The organism is Paraburkholderia nemoris (assembly GCF_905221015.1).
Classification (GTDB): domain Bacteria; phylum Pseudomonadota; class Gammaproteobacteria; order Burkholderiales; family Burkholderiaceae; genus Paraburkholderia; species Paraburkholderia nemoris.
The window spans coordinates 34336-49932 of record NZ_CAJNBO010000035.1 but is presented as its reverse complement, the minus strand read 5'-3'; the positions used below and the strand labels follow the sequence as shown (position 1 = coordinate 49932).

Here is a 15597-nt window from a genome sequence, read left to right as displayed (position 1 = left end):
CTATCGGCCCAGGTCCGGCACGTCCTTGTCCGGCACGCCGCGGCTACGACCCGATGCTTTCGGCGTCGCCTCAGCCGGCGGCGCCTGCCGGGCAACGCGGTCCTGATCCGCTTTGCGCAGGCCCGCAGCCAGCGCCGGCGCCAGCGTCTCGCGTGAAGCGCCGCCACGCTGATGCTCGCGCTCGACCTTCGTCCCTGCCGCGACGCGCTCAGCCGTGCGGTTCATCAGCTCGCGCCGCACGTTCTCCGGCAGGTGGGCGGTGGCACGCTCAAGCTGTTCCCGCAACTGCCCGACGCGCACGGCCGGAGCAGCAGCGTCACGCGCCGGCGTTGCGTTTTCGCGAACCGCTTCGCGGGCGGCCACTTCTTTGACCACCTCGTTCGGTGCCGGCGTTTCTTTCGCGGCGTCGGGCGCACCGGGTGCCTGCGGTTCGCGTCCTGGGGCCGAGATGTTCAGGCTCTCGCGCTCACGACGGGCCGCCTCGAGCAGTGCTTCATCGCGCGCCTGCGGCTGGAAACCCTTCGCCTCGATGCCGGCGAGACTCGCCTCGATCCAGGCGTTGCGGCGAAACTCCTCGCTACCGTTGAGCGTGACCTCCTTCCAGCCCTTCGCCTGAGCCACCGCGATCATGTCCGCGACGGTGTTGCGGTCATCGCTCGGCGTGGCCAGCCGTGCTCCCCTGTCCTCGAAGTGGGGCTCGCCTCTCGCCTCCGGCGTTTTGTCCGTACCGTCGAATTTCCAGTACTTGCCGTGATGCACGACGTAGCGGCTCAGGATCGCAGCCGGGATTTCATAGCCGTCCTTCTTCGCCCGCGCATCGGCCGTTTTCGCTTGGCCGCGTACATCAACGGTTCGCGTCGACAGCAGCTCGATGCCGTTCTCCGCGACAGCAGCCGGCACACGCGTGATGGCCACCGGGTCGCCTGACGGTTGCGGGCCAGGTTGCGCGACGGGTTGTGCGATCGCTGCGCGGGCGGCCTCAAGATCCCGTGCGCGCCGCGCGGCCACCTGGTCCAGCGCCGGCTGGTCAATCGACAGATCCGGCCGCGCCTGCGCGTCATTGGCGACCACCCGTTCAGCGAGCGCAACACGCGGTTCGTTCGCCGCCGTCTCTGGCCGCCCGGCTTCACGCGCGGCGGGTTCATTAGCGGCAGGTAGCCCGGCTGCAGCCAGCGGTACCGGAGTAGCGGGCGACACCTCCGCGACGGCCGGGCCCGACTCAGGCCCGGATCCGGCGGCTCTGGCTTCACGCGCATCGCCCGATGCCCTCACGGTCTCCATGACCGTGTTCGCCAGATCCGGATCGACCCATCGCAACGCGTGCGCATACCCGGAGTCGCGCGCGTTCGTGGCGAGCTGACTGATTGCCGCCGCCCGCGCGTCCGGCTCCCTGATGCCACGCATCTCTTCAACGTCCTGCTCCGCCCAGTTGCGATAGGCCCGCTCCTTCGTGATATCGGCCAGCACATCGATCATGCCTTTCTGCATGGCGCCGCGCTCCGCCATGCCGACCGGACGCGCAGACGCATCGGCCACCGCTTCACGCGGGTCCGTTTTCGCGGCCGGTCCGGTAGATGAATTCGCATCCCGCGTCCCGCGTCGCAGAAATTCCTCGCGCGCCTTCTCGATCGCCGATTTTTCCGGCGACGCGTCCAGGTCCGCGCTGGCGTTGCCGCGCGGTGTCGTTTCTTCAGCCATTGACTACCTCACTGGTTGTTTGTGCTGTTTCGGTTGTTTCTTCCGGTACGCCAATACAAAGCAGGCTGACCAGTTCCGCCAGATCGCCCTTCACGTTGAGTTCCGGCAGATCGCTGAACAGCGCATGCCGGATCATGTCCGCGAGCTCCGGACTGATCTCTTCCTCATCCATCGCAAGCAGTTCGCTGGCCCGCATCACCTTCGTGCCGTCCGGGTTCCTGGGCGCGGCCGCCGCATCACGCCTCGCCATCCACGCCGCGATGTCTTCCCGCGGGACCTCATCCCACGTGGCCAGCTCGCCGCTGCCCGCCACATCCTTCAGTTCCTGCTCGGTTGGAACGCGCTTGCGGATCGCATCAAGGGTCGGGCTGATTTCCCGAAGCCGGTCGAGAAACAGGTTGTCGTTGTAGAAGTACGCCTTCTCGCACAGGATCGGCTTGCCGAAGCCCAGGATGATTTCCTGGTTTTTCGGCATCTCGGCCAGCTCCTGGGGCAGCATCAGCGCGCGGCGCTGGTCGGATTTGTTTTCGCCGCTCGACGACGACTTGCCACGTGTCCGGCTCTTCGACACGGACGTTTCGGTGAAGTAGCCCAGCGTCTCCGAAACCGTTTTCGCTTCCTCCGGATCCGTCGGCGGATAGACGATCTTCGCCGCGTGGTTGACCATCAGCGTGCGCGCACCTTCCTTGCCATACAGTTCCTGCGGCTCCATCTGCGCGGTGGCCTGGATGATCGTGAGCAGGCGCAGGTTGTAGCCGGCGATGAAGGAATTGGCCTTGTTGATGATCCCGATGCGCCCCATCGCCGTGAACTCGTCGAGCATCAGCAGGCACTGGTGTCGCAGCGTCCTGTCATGCTCGGGCAGCACCTCGGTGTTGACGTCAATCAGTTGCGAGAAGAACAGGTTGGCCAGCAGCGCCGCGCTCTCGAGGCGGTTCGGCTGGATGCCGACGTAGATCGTCATGCGCTGGCGTCGCACATCGTTCACGTCGAAGTCCGAACAGCTCGTCGCCGAATCGACCACCGGGTTAGAAAAAATCCCCATCCGGGCGTTGAACGTGAAGAGAATGCTGGTCAGCACTTTCTCGTGGTTCGACAGGAACCGGTCCAGTGCGCTCGTACACGTGAGCGACAGGCCGTGTGTCCTGCGTAACGATTCGATATGCTCCTTGACGGGTTTGCCCATACCCGAGGACTGCCGCAGGATTTCCCCGAACGTGCAACGACGCCCGGGCGTCGCAGTCTCCATCAGGAACAGTGCGAGCCCCATGAAGAGGTCGCGTGCCGCGCCATTCCAGTCGCCGCCGTCGGAACCCGTGTCCGGATAAAACTTGCGTGCAATCGACTCCACCTCGTCGATCCGTTCGTGCTCCGCCTTCGTCGCCACTGCGTCAAACACGTTCCACCGGTGCGTGCGGCCATCCTTCGAGAACGGCGCCCACAGATAGATTGCCTGGCCGTATTTGCGCCGGTATCCGGACGTATAACTGTAGTTCTCCAGCTTCAGGTCGAGCACGACCATCGAGTCCGGAAAGGTGAGAAGGTTCGGGATCGCAACAGCCACGCCCTTGCCCGAACGGGTCGGTGCAGCGAGCATCACGAACTGCTGGCCGGGGAACGTCAGATACCGGCCCTTGTACTTTCCAATCAGGATCGCCGGCTTGCCGTTATCCGCATTGAGCAGCCCCGACTTGCGGATCTCGAAGTCGCGCGCAAAGCGGGCGCTGCCGTGCAGTTCGCGCTTCGGCTTCGCGAACATCACCGCACACGCGATCGCGATCGGCGCGACCGGCACCACAATTGAGACGAGCGAACAGGCTGCGAGTGCTTTCTTGACGGCCGGAACATGACCGTACGCCTGCCAGTAGTCGTGCAGCGTAAAAATTCCGACCACCGACTGAGGCAGGTGCTCGACCCGCGCGAAGAGCGTCGCGCCGGCATACTGGCCCGCCAGCACAAAGCCGGCAATGCCCGCTGCTGCGAGCGCGCCGGCAACGACTTTCTGGCGGCGATTCATGCGAGCCCCCGCTGCAGCTTCCACTTCTCGACCGGGTTGTAGTACACCTGTGTCAGGCGCTTCTTCTCCATGAACAGCACCACGTCAATGGTCGTCTTCACTTCCCGTAGCAGGTAGTTGTAGTCAAGCGTCTGCCCTACCGGGCTCTGCTTGATCAGCGTCGCGATGCGCGAAAGCGCGGACACGCAGTCGTTCGCGTGCACCGTCGTGATGCCACCCTGATGCCCGGTGTTCAGCAGGGTCAGGTAGTCCCACGTCTCGTCGCCACGCAGCTCGGCCAGATACACGCGATCGAACTTCATGCGCAGCGTCGCCTTGACGATGTCACGTGCCAGCAGCGAATCGCTGTAGAACAGGTGCACATGATTGGGCTGGTAGGGCAGCGGCAGCTCGTGCGTATCCTCGATCGTCGCCACACGCACATCCGCCGCTACCAGATCAGCTAGCGCCTTCATCAGCGTCGTCTTGCCCGAGCCGGTGCCGCCCACCAGCACCACGTTCAGTCTGTTCGCAATCGCGAGTTCCAGGAACGTCAGGATGTCCCGCTGGCGTTTGGCCCTGAGCATGGCCAGCTCGAACGGCGCAAGCTGAACAGTGGCCGGCACGACATCCGCCGGCAACGCATCGTCGAAGCCCGACAGCGCCCCCGTTGTGGCCAGCGCTTCAAGCGCGGCCGGATGCGTCGCCGCGGTGGCCATGCTGACGTCATGAAAGTCCGTCAGGAACCCCGCGTCCACCAGCTGCCCGACCGTGAACCGGGCTGCGCTCGGCATCCGGATCGTCATCGAGACCGTACCGGGCTCGCATGCCGGCGGAATCACGATCTGGCCACGCTCGCCCTCCGGCAACCGCACCGGCTTGATCGGCGCCGCCACCGACAGCGGTGGCACCGCCTTGTTAAAGATCGCCAGCGCGTTCGCCAGCTTCATCAGCATGTCGAGCGAGCACCCCGGCGCCTCATGCCGGACCCACCCGTCGCGGCTTTCCGTCCAGACCTCGAACGGCCGGTTCACCGCGACTTCGGTCGCGCCCGACTGCGCCATGAATCCGGCAATGCCGCTTGCGAGCGCGAGGCTGCGCACGGTCACGCTGGCGTCGTACATCGGCTCGGCGTTACTGATGCGCGAGTTCATACACGCTCCTGAAGTCGACGTCGCGAGCAACGAAAATATTGATTTCCGAACCCTGGTTCGAATACGCAGTCGGCGGAATGTTGATCGTGTTTTTCAGCGTCTCGGCGGCGATGTTCTGCGACGACGAGGACGTACTGTTCAGGTTGATCTGGCCACTTCCACCACCCACGGTCTGATTGCTCAGTGCCTGACCGACGTCGCCCACCACGCTGAGCATCAGCGCACCGCCAAAGCGTTCCCAGAAATGGGTATCCACATACGCATCGAGACCGCTCGCGCCGAGTGAATCCGTGCCAGGCGAATCGAGCTGCACGCTCACACCGTTGGGCATGTCGATGCGTGACCACAACACGAAGATGCGCGCCTGACCCTGCAGCAAGGCAGTGCGCTGCTCCCCGGTCGCTTCGCTGCCGCGCTCGACCAGCAGTGTCCCGCCATCGGCCGAATACACATCCTTCGACACGATGCACGAGGTCATGCCCGGATAGGTCGTGACGATCTTCGTCTTCTGCCCGCATGGAATGGTGATGCCGCGCTTGAGCAGGAAATCCAGATCCGGCAACCAGGCCGCCTTGACACTGACGAGCTTCGACGGTGTCAGCCGGTCGTCAAGGCCACCTGAACCTGCACTGCTACCATTCCCCGTCGCGGGCTTTGCTGCCCCGGCGTTCCCGTTTGAGGCATGGCTATCACCCCCGTCAGGATTCGACACCAGCACATTGCCGTCCAGCCTGCGTTCGGCCGGCGTCTGCGGCGCCTTCTGCTGGCTGCCTGCGGCCCCCGTGCCCGGACCGGTGCCATGACCCGTTCCTCCACCGGCGCCTGCGTAGGTCGCCGGCTGGGCGCCCACCGGCTGCACGGGCATCGCGCTCGCGCCCACCGCTCCGCTGGGCGCCGGCATCGACGCAGCCGCCGCGATCGCGGCCTGGCGGTCGGCTTCCTTGCGCTGGCGCTCCATCTGCGCCGCGTCCACCGAAAAATCGTGACCCGTGTCCGCGGTCGAAGCCTTCGGCGCGTTGCGCGCGTCCTGTCTTGCCTGCAGGTGGCGATCGGCGATCCGCTTGATGAACACCGCCGTGCCCAGCGCACCCAGCGCAAGGGCGAGAAACACCAGCGCCACGATCCACAGCTTCCTCACGTTCGTCTTGCGACGCGCGCGGGTCAGTCCGGGCACGCCGCGCTCATCCATGCCGGCCGGCGGAACGCCTTCCTTTGCCTCTACGCTATTCACCGTTCTTCTCCTTCGAAAGCCGCACGGTGCCCGGCACCGTCGTACCCGTGTGGTTGAATTCACCATCCGGCGAATACGCGTTGTTGCGGATCCCCAGCACCGATTGCCCCAGTCGCAGCACGAACGACGCCGACGTGTCATGCACCACCACCGTGTCGCCCTCCATGTGGGAATTCACCAGCGCCTCCGCACCGTCGGGCAGCACCCGGAAAATGACCGGCAGGTCACGGCTCGTCGCATACTGGAAGTACGTGAACCGGCCGTCGTCCCACATCGCGGTTGGTGCGAGCACCGTATCGCCGTGCATGTCGTAATCCGCGTTCCTGTGTAGGGACTCCGAGGCGCTGCTTTTCGCCACCGCCGCTGCGCGTGCGGATTTTTTCGCGGCCTCGGCGGCCAGCCTCGCCCGCGTGTCCGGATAGTCGAACGACATCGACCAGACCGGCGTGTCGTTGCGTCCGGCGTTCACCAGATCGAACACATAGCGTCGGCGATCGGTCACGATCACCAGATTGGTCTGCGCGTTCGTTGCGTGCGGCTTGAACATGATCCAGTTGCTTTTCGCGCCCACCGTCCACGCCTTCGCATCCCCCACGCCCAGACCCGAAGCAGGTCCGTCAATGACCTCGCCCTCCTCGAGCTGCACGAGCGCCGCATTGCCGGCACGAAAGGGAATGCGGTACACCTCATTGGCGTCATAGACCGCGCATCGCACGTGGTCATCGCCACCACACGGTCCCGCAGTCACCAGCGCCCACGACGCCGCGGGCAGCATTACCGCCATCGCACCCAGCACCGGCGCTCCCGCACGCCTGATCCACCTGCTGATCTGGCTCATGGCGACACCCCCCGGGCTGTACCCTGCGGGGCGGCCGTCGGCGCGGTCGCAATCTGCGGCTGCGCCGCACCCGGCCCTCCCGTATCCGACGCACGCGTCCAGTCGCGATCAACCGTGTAGCTCGTCACCCGGAAGCCCGTCGGATCAATCTCCAGTTCGCTCTTTTTTTCCGGCAGGTTGTCGTGCCGGTACGCAATCGTCGCGACCCAGTACTCGGTCTTCGGCTGCATGCCGCCACCCAGCGGAATCAGTTTCTTCGAGAAGAACACCTGCGCCGTCTGACCGACGAACGTGATCGGTCCCACGTTCGCCACGATCCGGAACTGGTCCTTGAGGACCTTCTGCGGCGCGTTCGGCAGGCTGTAAAGCGCCACATACTGGTCACGCTCCTTGTCCGCGCTCATGAGCTTCACCGCATCGAACATGTTCTGGATGGTTTCCCAGTCGTAGCTTTCGCGCATCGTCACGTACCGGCGCAGATCGGCGCGGTCCTCAATCTCGCCAAACGGCACGGCGCCATCGCGCACCACGTCGAGCACATCGACCTTGCCGGTCACGGCGTTGTCACGCAGGATCGCCGGCGGATTTGGCCTCTTTAGTTGTACTAAAGCTGAAGATCCAACAATAGAAACCGCAGCAATCACGCCAGCACCGATCGCCACACGCCAGGCAACGGTCGTCTGTCGTGCCTGCGAAGCCTGCTTCGATTTCTCGAATTCGAGCGCCTGGTTCAAATACCACTTAGCTTCCTCGCGCCCCGATGCCGAAGGCGCTGATGCGGCCCCTGCCGTGGCTAGCTCCGTCCCCTGCCCCGGCTCTACCCTTTGATTGAGCGTCATTTTCACGTCCCCGACTTTGCAAGCGTGTGATTCACCGGCATCCAGTCGCCACTGGGCTGCGGCGGCTTCGGTGCCGTACACGCAGCCAGCAGCGACAGGCTGTACACGACAATAATCAGCTTCATCCTAGATTCTCCTTCTGGCAGGAAGACGCGCCATCCGGCGCGCCTCTGTTCCGCGTTATTTACTCACCCGCTCCAGCACTTCGCCCGGTAGAACCAGATGGCCTGTTTTCACATCGATGGCCCAGTTCTCTGGACCCAGACCAGTCTGGATCTGAAAGGCGCCGCCCTTCACAGTCGCCGGAAATGACAGGACGCCCGGGGGAAGCGGTATGTCCTGCTTGACGAGATACCCGTCGCCATTGCGTTCGATCACCACGCCCATGCCCTGCCCGCTTACCTTCTTCCAGGTCCCCACGAAGGCATCGCCATCTTTGTGCTGCCCGCACGCTGCAAGCAGGAGCGAAAGACAGATTGCCTGTACCAGCCGGTTCATTTTCATCATCAGATTTCCTTTGATATAGGGATATTTCAGACTGCCTCACCCGAGTGGCGTTACGCCCCGCTCATGCTGCCGCCCGGTGCCTGACCGCCACCGCCACGTCGACCTTTCATCAGGGCGAACGCTGCAGCAGCCATCCCGGCGGCGCCACTGACCTTGCCAACCATCGACGAGATGCCAACGCCACCCGCCAGCGACGACGCAAGCGACGGCAGATTCAGCGAGACGAACAGGAACACAATACCCATCGACAGGATCTTGAATTCCAGGGTCCAGGTCAGAACAAGCTGATCCGGCGTGAACGCCGACGGCAGAATGCCCGTTGCGAAGTTCACTTCGATCGCGCCGGCGGCGGCAAACAGCGCCGTCAGGAATGCATAGTTGAGGCACTGCCCCACCCACGCATCGAAGAACTTCCGCGTCGCCGGAAAAAGCGCTGCCACCACAAACATTGGTCCCAGCGCGAGCAGCAGGCCCAGCGCAAACTTCGCGAGAATGATGTAGGCCGCTGCGATTCCCAGAAACGGAACGGCCGCCAGGATCGTACAGAACGTCAGTGCGGCCGCCTCGAGCATGAGGCCAATGCTACCCAGTGATAGCGTGACGCCCTGCCAAAGGTTCAGGATCGCATTGAGATACGTGTTTAGCAGCGTGTCGAGTGCGGTGGCCGACGATGCGCTCCCCGTCAGCGCCTGCGCAATGTCGTCGCCAACACCGTTAAAGAACGGCACCACGTATTCACTGTAGTAGCCGATGTTCATTCCCGCAGTTAACACGGCCGCCCACCCCACCATCCGCAGGAAGAAGTCCACGATCGGCTGGTCGTTACTGCCGCGCCAGTACGACAGCGTCACCAGCAGCACATAGACGCTGAAGCCGGCAGCCGCCAGCGGGCTGATCAGCGAAATGAGGTTCGCTGATCCCGTGTTGATCGTGCCCAGCACGCTCTGGTCGAACGAGTCGAACATCGGCGTAAAGATCTGGATTGTCATGTTTGCCTCCAACGGCTTCGCGTGCGCGTCACTGCGCCATCTGGTTGTGAACGTCCTGCTCAGCCTGGCGCTGCGCGAGCTTTTCCTCGATGTCCTGCAGCCGGCCCATCAGGGCAAGGCGCGTCTGCTCGTTCTGGATCATCGCGTTCTCGGACTGCAGGCGGTTCTGCAGATCCGCCTTCGAAGCCGGGTCCTGCGTCAGGTCCGACTGCTGCATCAGGTTCTGGATGTTCTGCAGCCGCGAGAGCATCCCCGAATACGCCTGCATGGTCATCGCCTTGTTGGCCGAAACCGTATCGTTGTAGCGCTGCTGGCCCGGCGTGTTGGCCGTCATGCCCTCATCGCTCTCGATCTGCTGCGCCGCGCCGCTGATGCCCGAGAGCTGGCCGTTTTTGACCTGCTGGTAGATCGATTGCCACGAACTGGGCAGGTAGCTCGTCAGCGACGGGTTATTGAGGATCTGCCCCAGCCCACGGTTGCCCGTCAACGCCGTGTATTGCGCCGACATGGTCTGGTATTGCTGCTGCAGCGTCGTGACCGCCTGAACCATGTTCTGCACCGTGAGCACCGCCTGCGCCAGCGTGCTCACGTCAATCACCGGAATGCCCTGCGCACGCGCCGGCGCGCAGACGCAGGATGCGGCGATGGCGAGCGCCACACAAAGCGCGCGTGCCGGGCCAATCCTGGCTGTGGTTTGCTGTTTCATCAATCGACTCCTTGAGAAGGGTTCTGCCGGCGTTATTGATTGGCCTGCTGCGGTTGCGTCCCAGGTGAGGCCGGCGGCGGCTGCGGTAACTGGCCATCGGCCGGCACTTGCAGCTGGGTATCCGGCCCAATGGCCGTACCGCCCTGCTGCTGCAGGGCCTTCACCTGCTGCGCGAGCTGCTGGAGAGCGGGCGGGTCATATCCATCCATCGGAATGCCCTGCGCCCGCGCGGCGCCCGACACGAACGACAGCGCGAGTACCAGCGCTATCGATGACACGGTCGCCGCGCCCTGCGAAAATTTCCTGACCTGCTTCATTGCAAAGCTCCTCTCAGATGTTCACTGTGCAGCGTCATGCCACCGCCGCCGGCGCATCCGACGCTTCCGGCTGCCGGGCGGCCCTGCTCTTTTTCCCTTGGCGGCGCTCCTGGAACCGCTTCATGCGCAGCTCCAGATCGTCCCCGCATTCGGCCCGCGTCTCTTCCCAGATCGCCACGTTGTCGAGACTGCCCGAGAGCACCGCGATCTCGTCGGAGAAATCGATGCCGCCCGATGCTTCCTTCGACAGGTCCATCATGGCGAACGCCGACTGGTTGCTCTGCTTGATGAGGAACGTGCGCGACTGCTTCGACAACGCCTTCAGCTCCCTGAACTCACGATCCGTGAGGTTCAGAGGCCGGTAGCTTTCAATCGACGCGTCCGGGTTAGGCAGATAGATTTTCGTGGCGGTCTGGTCCCGGATCGCGGCAAACACCGGGCAGTTGATTGCATCTTCCGGCGACTGGGAAACGAGGATCATGAACTCGTCCGCCTTGCGCCCCGTCTTCAGGACCTTCAGCATCATCTTCTGCGTCGTCGGGTACGTCGCTGCCAGCCAGAACTCCTCGACGATGGTGGCCAGCAACCCGCCACGGGCCTGCATCAGGTCCTTCAGATGAAGCAGGTACGCGAGCACGGGCTCCGTCGGCGGATAGTCCGCCTTCAGGAAATCCGTCACGTCAAAGCCAACCCGTCGCGCTTTCGTGACGTCGACCATCGCGTCGGGGGCGTTATCGAGCACCCATGCAAACCGGCCGCCTTCCGAATGGCACCATTTCGCCAGACGTGCGGCCAGAGAGTTTTCGCCGGTGTACGGAATCGACTCCAGCAACCGGCTGAACCGCCGGTCCTCGACACGCTCGATCTGATACACCGTGTCCACCGCGTCCTTGATCTTCTTCTCGTCGGAGGCCGACAGCGTGCCGTCAACGTCGCGACCACAGGCGCCGACCAGGTCGACCAGAAACTCCCGGTTTTTCGGCGTATCGGGCAGCCCGAACGGCGCAAGTCCGGTGGGTTCGCCCGCTCTGAGCGAGTAATACAGGCCGCCCGAACTCTCGATGAAGATCTGCATGCCGCGGTCCAGATCGAGAGCGAAGATCTTCGGATTGAAACGCTCCAGAAAACCGATCAGGGCGAGCTGCAGGGTCGTCTTGCCGACGCCGGTCGAGCCCAGAAACAGCGTGTGGCCGGCGACCTTTTCTCCCGTGCTGTCCTCCTCGAGTCGCGAGGCGTGGAAATTGAAGTTGAACAGGCCCTTTGAAATCGTCCGCAGCGGCATCACCGCTGAGCCGTCACCGAGCGGATTGCCTCTCGCCTTGCCGGCCAGGTAGTTGTGCATCGAAAACGACGACGCGAGGTTGCGGGTGGACTTCGGCATCGGCCGCGGCTTGCGTGCATGGCCCGGCACCTGGCTCATGTAGGTCATGGGCGCCGACAGGGTTGCCTTGATCCAGCCGAACCCGCACAGGTTCAGTGCCCGGCTGGTCACAAAGGTGCCGTTGCTGATCGCCTGCTCGGCGGTATCGCCATAGACGACCAGCGCACCGTGATAGTCGCCGAACGCCAGCTCGCGCCCGGTGATGAGGCCCTGCGCCTCGCCCAGCTCCCTCACCTGGTGTTCGGCCTTGTCGCCCACCGACGTCAGCTTGTTGACCTGGTCCCCGATCGCCTTCACCGCCTCATGGTTGCCCATGCAACCGAACGACTGCGTCAGCGTGAATTCCACCGGCAGCGTGAGCAGCGGATTGAGCTGGCCCCACCCCGACTTCGGAAAATCCTTCAGGTCGTAGCAGCTCGCAAAGCGCGTCGCGTGGTCAGAACGGATCTCCACCGTGTCATAGTGAAAATGCAGCCACGACGAGGGAATCAGCGTCCGGCCGGTCCCATGCGTCACCGCAACGGGGTCATCGGTCCCGTTGACCAGCTCGCTCACGAACTGGTACGGCTGCGAAAACAGCACGCCGTCGCGCTCGAACGTGGTCAGCACTTCCGGATCGTAGGCCTGCAGCGTCCTGAGCAGGGTGTTGCCCAGCTCCTCGAGCTCGCCCACGCCCTCGGCCAGATCGTCGGCTTTCAGGACGGCCGACACATAGAACGTATTCTCGAAATAGTCGTCCTTGCGAAAGGGCTCGAGGTATTTCGCGCTGAAGCGCTGCATGAAGGCGGAAGCAAACTGATACCGCTCCGCAAACGACACGCGCCGGCGCTGGAAAGTTGTCCAAAGCGCAAGCCTGTTGCCCTTGTCCATCGCCAGGGCGGCAAACAGCCGGTTCAGCGAATCGAAGTTGTTTTCGATTTCGCTGCGGCTCACCGATTCGAACGCCATCCCGTTCACGCGGATCGTCAGCATCGAGCGGCCATCCTCGAAGCTCGTGACGCGCTCCGATACCGGTCGGCCGATCGGCGGCATCAGGTCCTGCACGGCGCCCTGCCGCTTCATCACCTTGCTGACCCACCTCGCCGTGCCGTCGTCGACGAACGAATGGTGGATGCCTCGCTTCAGAAAATCGAACAGATACATTACTGGCCTCCCGGTGTGGGCTTCTGTTGGTTCAGAGCATCGAAGTTGTTTTCGATCTCGCTGCGGCTCACCGATTCGAACGCCATCCCGTTCACGCGGATGGTGAGCATCGAGCGGCCATCCTCGAAGCTCGTGACGCGCTCCGATACCGGCCGGCCGATCGGCGACATCAGGTCCTGCAAGCCGTAAACCGTCTTGCCGGTCCCCGTCGAGCCCAGAAACAGGGTGTGGCCCGCGACCTTTTCCCCCATACTGTCTTCCTTGAGGCGCGAGGCGTGGAAATTGAAGTAGAACGGACCCTTCGAAACCGTCTGCAGCGGCATCACCGCGATGCCATTACCCAGCGGATTGCGCCTATTGCGCCTGTCGGGATTGCGCTTACCCATGAGCGGACCCCTCCTCTTGCTGGACGTGCAGGCGCGCCAGGAACTGTTCGAAAAGCACCATCGACTGCGGACGCTCCAGCGCATTCATGTAGCCTTTGAGGGTGCGACCGTATTTCATCGGCGCGAAGGTGCAGGTCCGGCCGAACAGACCCGCATTGGCGCGAGCGAGAAAACACAGCACCTCTAGCCCCAGGATGCGCAATGCCTGATCGTCGTTTGCGCAAATCTCCTTGAAGAACACCAGCACCGGCACACCCGGCACCGCGAACAGCAGCCCGCCTGGGCCCAGCACCGCAGCACCCAGCAGCGCCGCCATCACCGATGCGGCGAACACGCCGAGCGCCGCGAGCAGCGGGATGCCCCAGATCATCGCGGTACGCCCAAGGCCGGCGTACGCGGAGTACAGTGTTTTTTCCTCGCTCATACCCACGCTCAGCTGGTGAACAACGTCCAGGCCCACGGCGCGAGCACGATCACGCCCCCGACCGCCGCGACCTTGGCGATCGCGCCACCAAAGTCATGCACCCAGTCGGCCTTGTTGCTCCAGCACTGCAGGCCCACCCACAGCAGGTAGCAGACGGCGAGAATCCCGGCGGCCGCGTAGAACCACGTCTGGAAGCTGGTGATCGCCGTCGTGGCCGAGTCCAGCCCACTGGCGTTTGCGTTGCACGTCGCCAGCGCGATTCCTGCGCCAGCGAAAAGCGTGCGCAGCAGAACAGATTGTTTGAAGCGTTTGAAGCTCGATTTCATGAATATCCTCATGGGGTTCAGATGGATTAGAAGTCGCCAAAGGTGTCCCAGCCCGCATGGACTGGTTCGTGGTCCGGTGTTGCCGAAAGAGAGCCTTGCGGCAACACCGCTGCATCGCGCGCCGGCGACGGACGCGCGCTTTTACGACTAGGTGACACGTCAGGCACAACCGGAACCGGTTGCGCTGACGCGTTGCCCACCGCAGAAACTGGAAACGCGGTGTTCGCCACGACACGCTGAACGTAGCTCGTGCCGTTGCCGTCTCGCTGGAAACCGCGCTGGAAATTGCCGCTGTAGTAGCAGCTGAATGCCGCCTGCAACGCAGCCTGGCCAGCGCCGGTGCGAGCAGAAGCGCGCGCATAGCAGTCCGAGAGGATCGCGGCCCCCGCGCGCAGGTTCGCGCACGGATCAAACACCGACGTGGTATCGAGTCCGTAGCGGACCAGATTCGAGCGGTTCACCTGGCTCAGGCCCATGCTGTAATTCCAGCCGGACGCCTCCAGTGCACGCGCGGTCGCCACCGCCTCATCACGGTTGCGTGGCTGATGTTCGAGGCGGCCTCCGACCACGCCGATCGCGTACGGGTTGAAGCCGGATTCGGTCCGCACGACCGCCTGCAGCGTCACCGGATGCACACCCGGTGCGCACTGCTGCGCGAGCGTGTTGAAGTCGATCAGCACGAACCGCCCTCCTCGATGACCACAAAACCATTCATGTCAAAATCCGTTTCTTCCACTGCGGCCTGCACAGGCAGGCAATCTGTGATGCAAAACCAGCCCAAACCAGCGTCGTCGCAAGTACCCGGGAAAAACCTTGCCGGTCCGGCAGACAATGCAACCGTCCCCAACAAGCATGTCGGCGAGACCAATACCAGCGACCCGGCAACGGCCGTTGCTTTCGAGCAGTACCTCACGTCAACCCTTCTATTCATCCTCGGAGGCGGCCTCGCCATCACGGTCGATCTGCTAAAAACCGACCCCAGACACGACGTTCTGAAATATGGTGGTTTGGCGGGCATCAGCTTCCTTTCTGGCGTGGTATTTCTCGTGATCGGCCTGTTCCTTCGGTCGTGGAACCTCCAGCGTCGATACCGGCGAGCGGATCCGTTCATACACGTCATGATGGCCATCGCTTTTGCCATCGGCAGCGGGGCCTACTTCATGGCGCTCCTAAAGCATGTACATGAGCAACCGGTCCAGCCCCTCCAGCAACGCGCCAATCCGGCCCCAGTACAGGCTGATGCCGATGACGTTCAATGCAACGACAAGCGTCTGGCAGCAGCGAAACCAGCGAACAGCATGTCCGCCCACTAGCACGAGGCGGTCGAATGCGTGACCCGATTCCCCTAACAGCACAACCGACACAGAGAGCCCAACAACGCCGGCCAAAATATCGATGGTGAGCTGGCGTTCGCGGAAATCCGCGAACGCCGACGCGCCACCACCTATCAACACCAGGATGCTCAGTTCAAACACGACCAGGAAACCAATCCACGCCAGCATCGACAATCCAAAATCGGCTCGACAGGTACGGTTCATCGGCGAACGCTTTTTCAGCCTTGACCTGATGAATGTCATTTGCGCTCCCCACATTTCCCGTCATGCCTCGTGGCGCACACTTCACAGATCCCATCAGCAGGGACGACAGGAAACAGCTTCCGGC

General features: G+C 63.2%; 17 protein-coding genes. 1 reads left to right on the top strand and 16 read right to left on the bottom strand.

Going from position 1 to position 15597, the window contains the following annotated elements:
* The 16 genes from KHO33_RS36075 to KHO33_RS36005 are packed head-to-tail and all read right to left on the bottom strand — an operon-like array spanning position 1 to position 14615.
* Positions 1 to 1698, bottom strand: a complete 1698-nt coding sequence (locus tag KHO33_RS36075; protein WP_200567449.1) for an LPD7 domain-containing protein — start codon at positions 1696 to 1698, stop codon at positions 1 to 3.
* Positions 1691 to 3715 carry a type IV secretory system conjugative DNA transfer family protein gene (locus KHO33_RS36070; protein WP_200567450.1) on the bottom strand — a complete coding sequence of 675 codons (2025 nt, stop codon included), beginning with the start codon at positions 3713 to 3715 and terminating at the stop codon, positions 1691 to 1693. The genes KHO33_RS36075 and KHO33_RS36070 overlap by 8 nt, the downstream gene beginning before the upstream one ends.
* Positions 3712 to 4848 (bottom strand): ATPase, T2SS/T4P/T4SS family, encoded by a 1137-nt coding sequence (locus KHO33_RS36065; RefSeq protein ID WP_234480805.1) that lies wholly within the window; start codon positions 4846 to 4848, stop codon positions 3712 to 3714. Before KHO33_RS36065 ends, KHO33_RS36070 begins: the two co-directional genes overlap by 4 nt.
* Entirely contained in the window at positions 4829 to 6079 is a 1251-nt protein-coding gene (gene virB10 / locus KHO33_RS36060; RefSeq protein WP_236074778.1) for a type IV secretion system protein VirB10, read from the bottom strand. The genes KHO33_RS36065 and virB10 overlap by 20 nt, the downstream gene beginning before the upstream one ends.
* Positions 6072 to 6917, bottom strand: coding sequence for a TrbG/VirB9 family P-type conjugative transfer protein (locus KHO33_RS36055; RefSeq protein WP_200567452.1), 846 nt, complete (start codon positions 6915 to 6917; stop codon positions 6072 to 6074). Before KHO33_RS36055 ends, virB10 begins: the two co-directional genes overlap by 8 nt.
* Positions 6914 to 7756, bottom strand: a complete 843-nt coding sequence (locus KHO33_RS36050) for a virB8 family protein (RefSeq protein WP_200567453.1) — start codon at positions 7754 to 7756, stop codon at positions 6914 to 6916. The genes KHO33_RS36055 and KHO33_RS36050 overlap by 4 nt, the downstream gene beginning before the upstream one ends.
* A gap of 2 nt (positions 7757 to 7758) precedes the next feature.
* Positions 7759 to 7881 (bottom strand): hypothetical protein, encoded by a 123-nt coding sequence (locus KHO33_RS42705; protein WP_267915728.1) that lies wholly within the window; start codon positions 7879 to 7881, stop codon positions 7759 to 7761.
* A 55-nt stretch (positions 7882 to 7936) separates the two neighbouring features.
* On the bottom strand, positions 7937 to 8263 hold the full coding sequence (locus KHO33_RS36045; RefSeq protein WP_200567454.1) for a hypothetical protein: 327 nt from the start codon (positions 8261 to 8263) through the stop codon (positions 7937 to 7939).
* Positions 8264 to 8313: 50 nt separating this feature from the next.
* The gene (locus KHO33_RS36040; protein ID WP_200567455.1) at positions 8314 to 9252 is read right to left on the bottom strand and encodes a type IV secretion system protein; all 939 of its coding nucleotides are present in this window, start codon (positions 9250 to 9252) and stop codon (positions 8314 to 8316) included.
* Between the two features lie 28 nt (positions 9253 to 9280).
* A complete protein-coding gene (virB5, locus tag KHO33_RS36035; protein ID WP_200567456.1) occupies positions 9281 to 9958 on the bottom strand; it encodes a P-type DNA transfer protein VirB5 in 678 nt (225 codons plus the stop codon).
* A gap of 32 nt (positions 9959 to 9990) precedes the next feature.
* On the bottom strand, positions 9991 to 10275 hold the full coding sequence (locus KHO33_RS36030; RefSeq protein WP_200567457.1) for a hypothetical protein: 285 nt from the start codon (positions 10273 to 10275) through the stop codon (positions 9991 to 9993).
* Between the two features lie 34 nt (positions 10276 to 10309).
* Entirely contained in the window at positions 10310 to 12799 is a 2490-nt protein-coding gene (locus tag KHO33_RS36025; protein WP_234480806.1) for a VirB4 family type IV secretion/conjugal transfer ATPase, read from the bottom strand.
* Complete coding sequence (locus KHO33_RS36020; RefSeq protein ID WP_200567458.1) at positions 12799 to 13185, bottom strand: hypothetical protein; 387 nt, start codon at positions 13183 to 13185, stop codon at positions 12799 to 12801. Before KHO33_RS36020 ends, KHO33_RS36025 begins: the two co-directional genes overlap by 1 nt.
* Entirely contained in the window at positions 13178 to 13609 is a 432-nt protein-coding gene (locus tag KHO33_RS36015; protein WP_200567459.1) for a VirB3 family type IV secretion system protein, read from the bottom strand. The genes KHO33_RS36020 and KHO33_RS36015 overlap by 8 nt, the downstream gene beginning before the upstream one ends.
* A gap of 8 nt (positions 13610 to 13617) precedes the next feature.
* Positions 13618 to 13935 carry a TrbC/VirB2 family protein gene (locus tag KHO33_RS36010; RefSeq protein WP_234480807.1) on the bottom strand — a complete coding sequence of 106 codons (318 nt, stop codon included), beginning with the start codon at positions 13933 to 13935 and terminating at the stop codon, positions 13618 to 13620.
* 26 nt (positions 13936 to 13961) lie between these two features.
* Entirely contained in the window at positions 13962 to 14615 is a 654-nt protein-coding gene (locus KHO33_RS36005; protein WP_328822822.1) for a lytic transglycosylase domain-containing protein, read from the bottom strand.
* Positions 14616 to 14630: 15 nt separating this feature from the next.
* Between KHO33_RS36005 and KHO33_RS36000 the strand changes: the two genes are divergently transcribed.
* Positions 14631 to 15248, top strand: a complete 618-nt coding sequence (locus KHO33_RS36000) for a hypothetical protein (protein WP_200567460.1) — start codon at positions 14631 to 14633, stop codon at positions 15246 to 15248.
* The last annotated feature ends 349 nt before the right edge of the window (positions 15249 to 15597 follow it).

Excerpts from the sequence above, each read along its gene's own strand:
- KHO33_RS36070 (WP_200567450.1), bottom strand. The coding sequence starts at position 3,715 with ATGAATCGCCGCCAGAAAGTCGTTGCCGGCGCGCTCGCAGCAGCGGGC.
- virB5 (WP_200567456.1), bottom strand. The coding sequence starts at position 9,958 with ATGAAACAGCAAACCACAGCCAGGATTGGCCCGGCACGCGCGCTTTGT.
- KHO33_RS36030 (WP_200567457.1), bottom strand. The coding sequence starts at position 10,275 with ATGAAGCAGGTCAGGAAATTTTCGCAGGGCGCGGCGACCGTGTCATCG.
- KHO33_RS36020 (WP_200567458.1), bottom strand. The coding sequence starts at position 13,185 with ATGGGTAAGCGCAATCCCGACAGGCGCAATAGGCGCAATCCGCTGGGT.
- KHO33_RS42705 (WP_267915728.1), bottom strand. The coding sequence starts at position 7,881 with ATGAAGCTGATTATTGTCGTGTACAGCCTGTCGCTGCTGGCTGCGTGT.
- KHO33_RS36050 (WP_200567453.1), bottom strand. The coding sequence starts at position 7,756 with ATGACGCTCAATCAAAGGGTAGAGCCGGGGCAGGGGACGGAGCTAGCC.
- KHO33_RS36000 (WP_200567460.1), top strand. The coding sequence starts at position 14,631 with ATGACCACAAAACCATTCATGTCAAAATCCGTTTCTTCCACTGCGGCC.
- KHO33_RS36025 (WP_234480806.1), bottom strand. The coding sequence starts at position 12,799 with ATGTATCTGTTCGATTTTCTGAAGCGAGGCATCCACCATTCGTTCGTC.
- KHO33_RS36055 (WP_200567452.1), bottom strand. The coding sequence starts at position 6,917 with ATGAGCCAGATCAGCAGGTGGATCAGGCGTGCGGGAGCGCCGGTGCTG.
- KHO33_RS36015 (WP_200567459.1), bottom strand. The coding sequence starts at position 13,609 with ATGAGCGAGGAAAAAACACTGTACTCCGCGTACGCCGGCCTTGGGCGT.
- KHO33_RS36040 (WP_200567455.1), bottom strand. The coding sequence starts at position 9,252 with ATGACAATCCAGATCTTTACGCCGATGTTCGACTCGTTCGACCAGAGC.
- KHO33_RS36075 (WP_200567449.1), bottom strand. The coding sequence starts at position 1,698 with ATGGCTGAAGAAACGACACCGCGCGGCAACGCCAGCGCGGACCTGGAC.
- KHO33_RS36010 (WP_234480807.1), bottom strand. The coding sequence starts at position 13,935 with ATGAAATCGAGCTTCAAACGCTTCAAACAATCTGTTCTGCTGCGCACG.
- KHO33_RS36045 (WP_200567454.1), bottom strand. The coding sequence starts at position 8,263 with ATGATGAAAATGAACCGGCTGGTACAGGCAATCTGTCTTTCGCTCCTG.
- KHO33_RS36065 (WP_234480805.1), bottom strand. The coding sequence starts at position 4,848 with ATGAACTCGCGCATCAGTAACGCCGAGCCGATGTACGACGCCAGCGTG.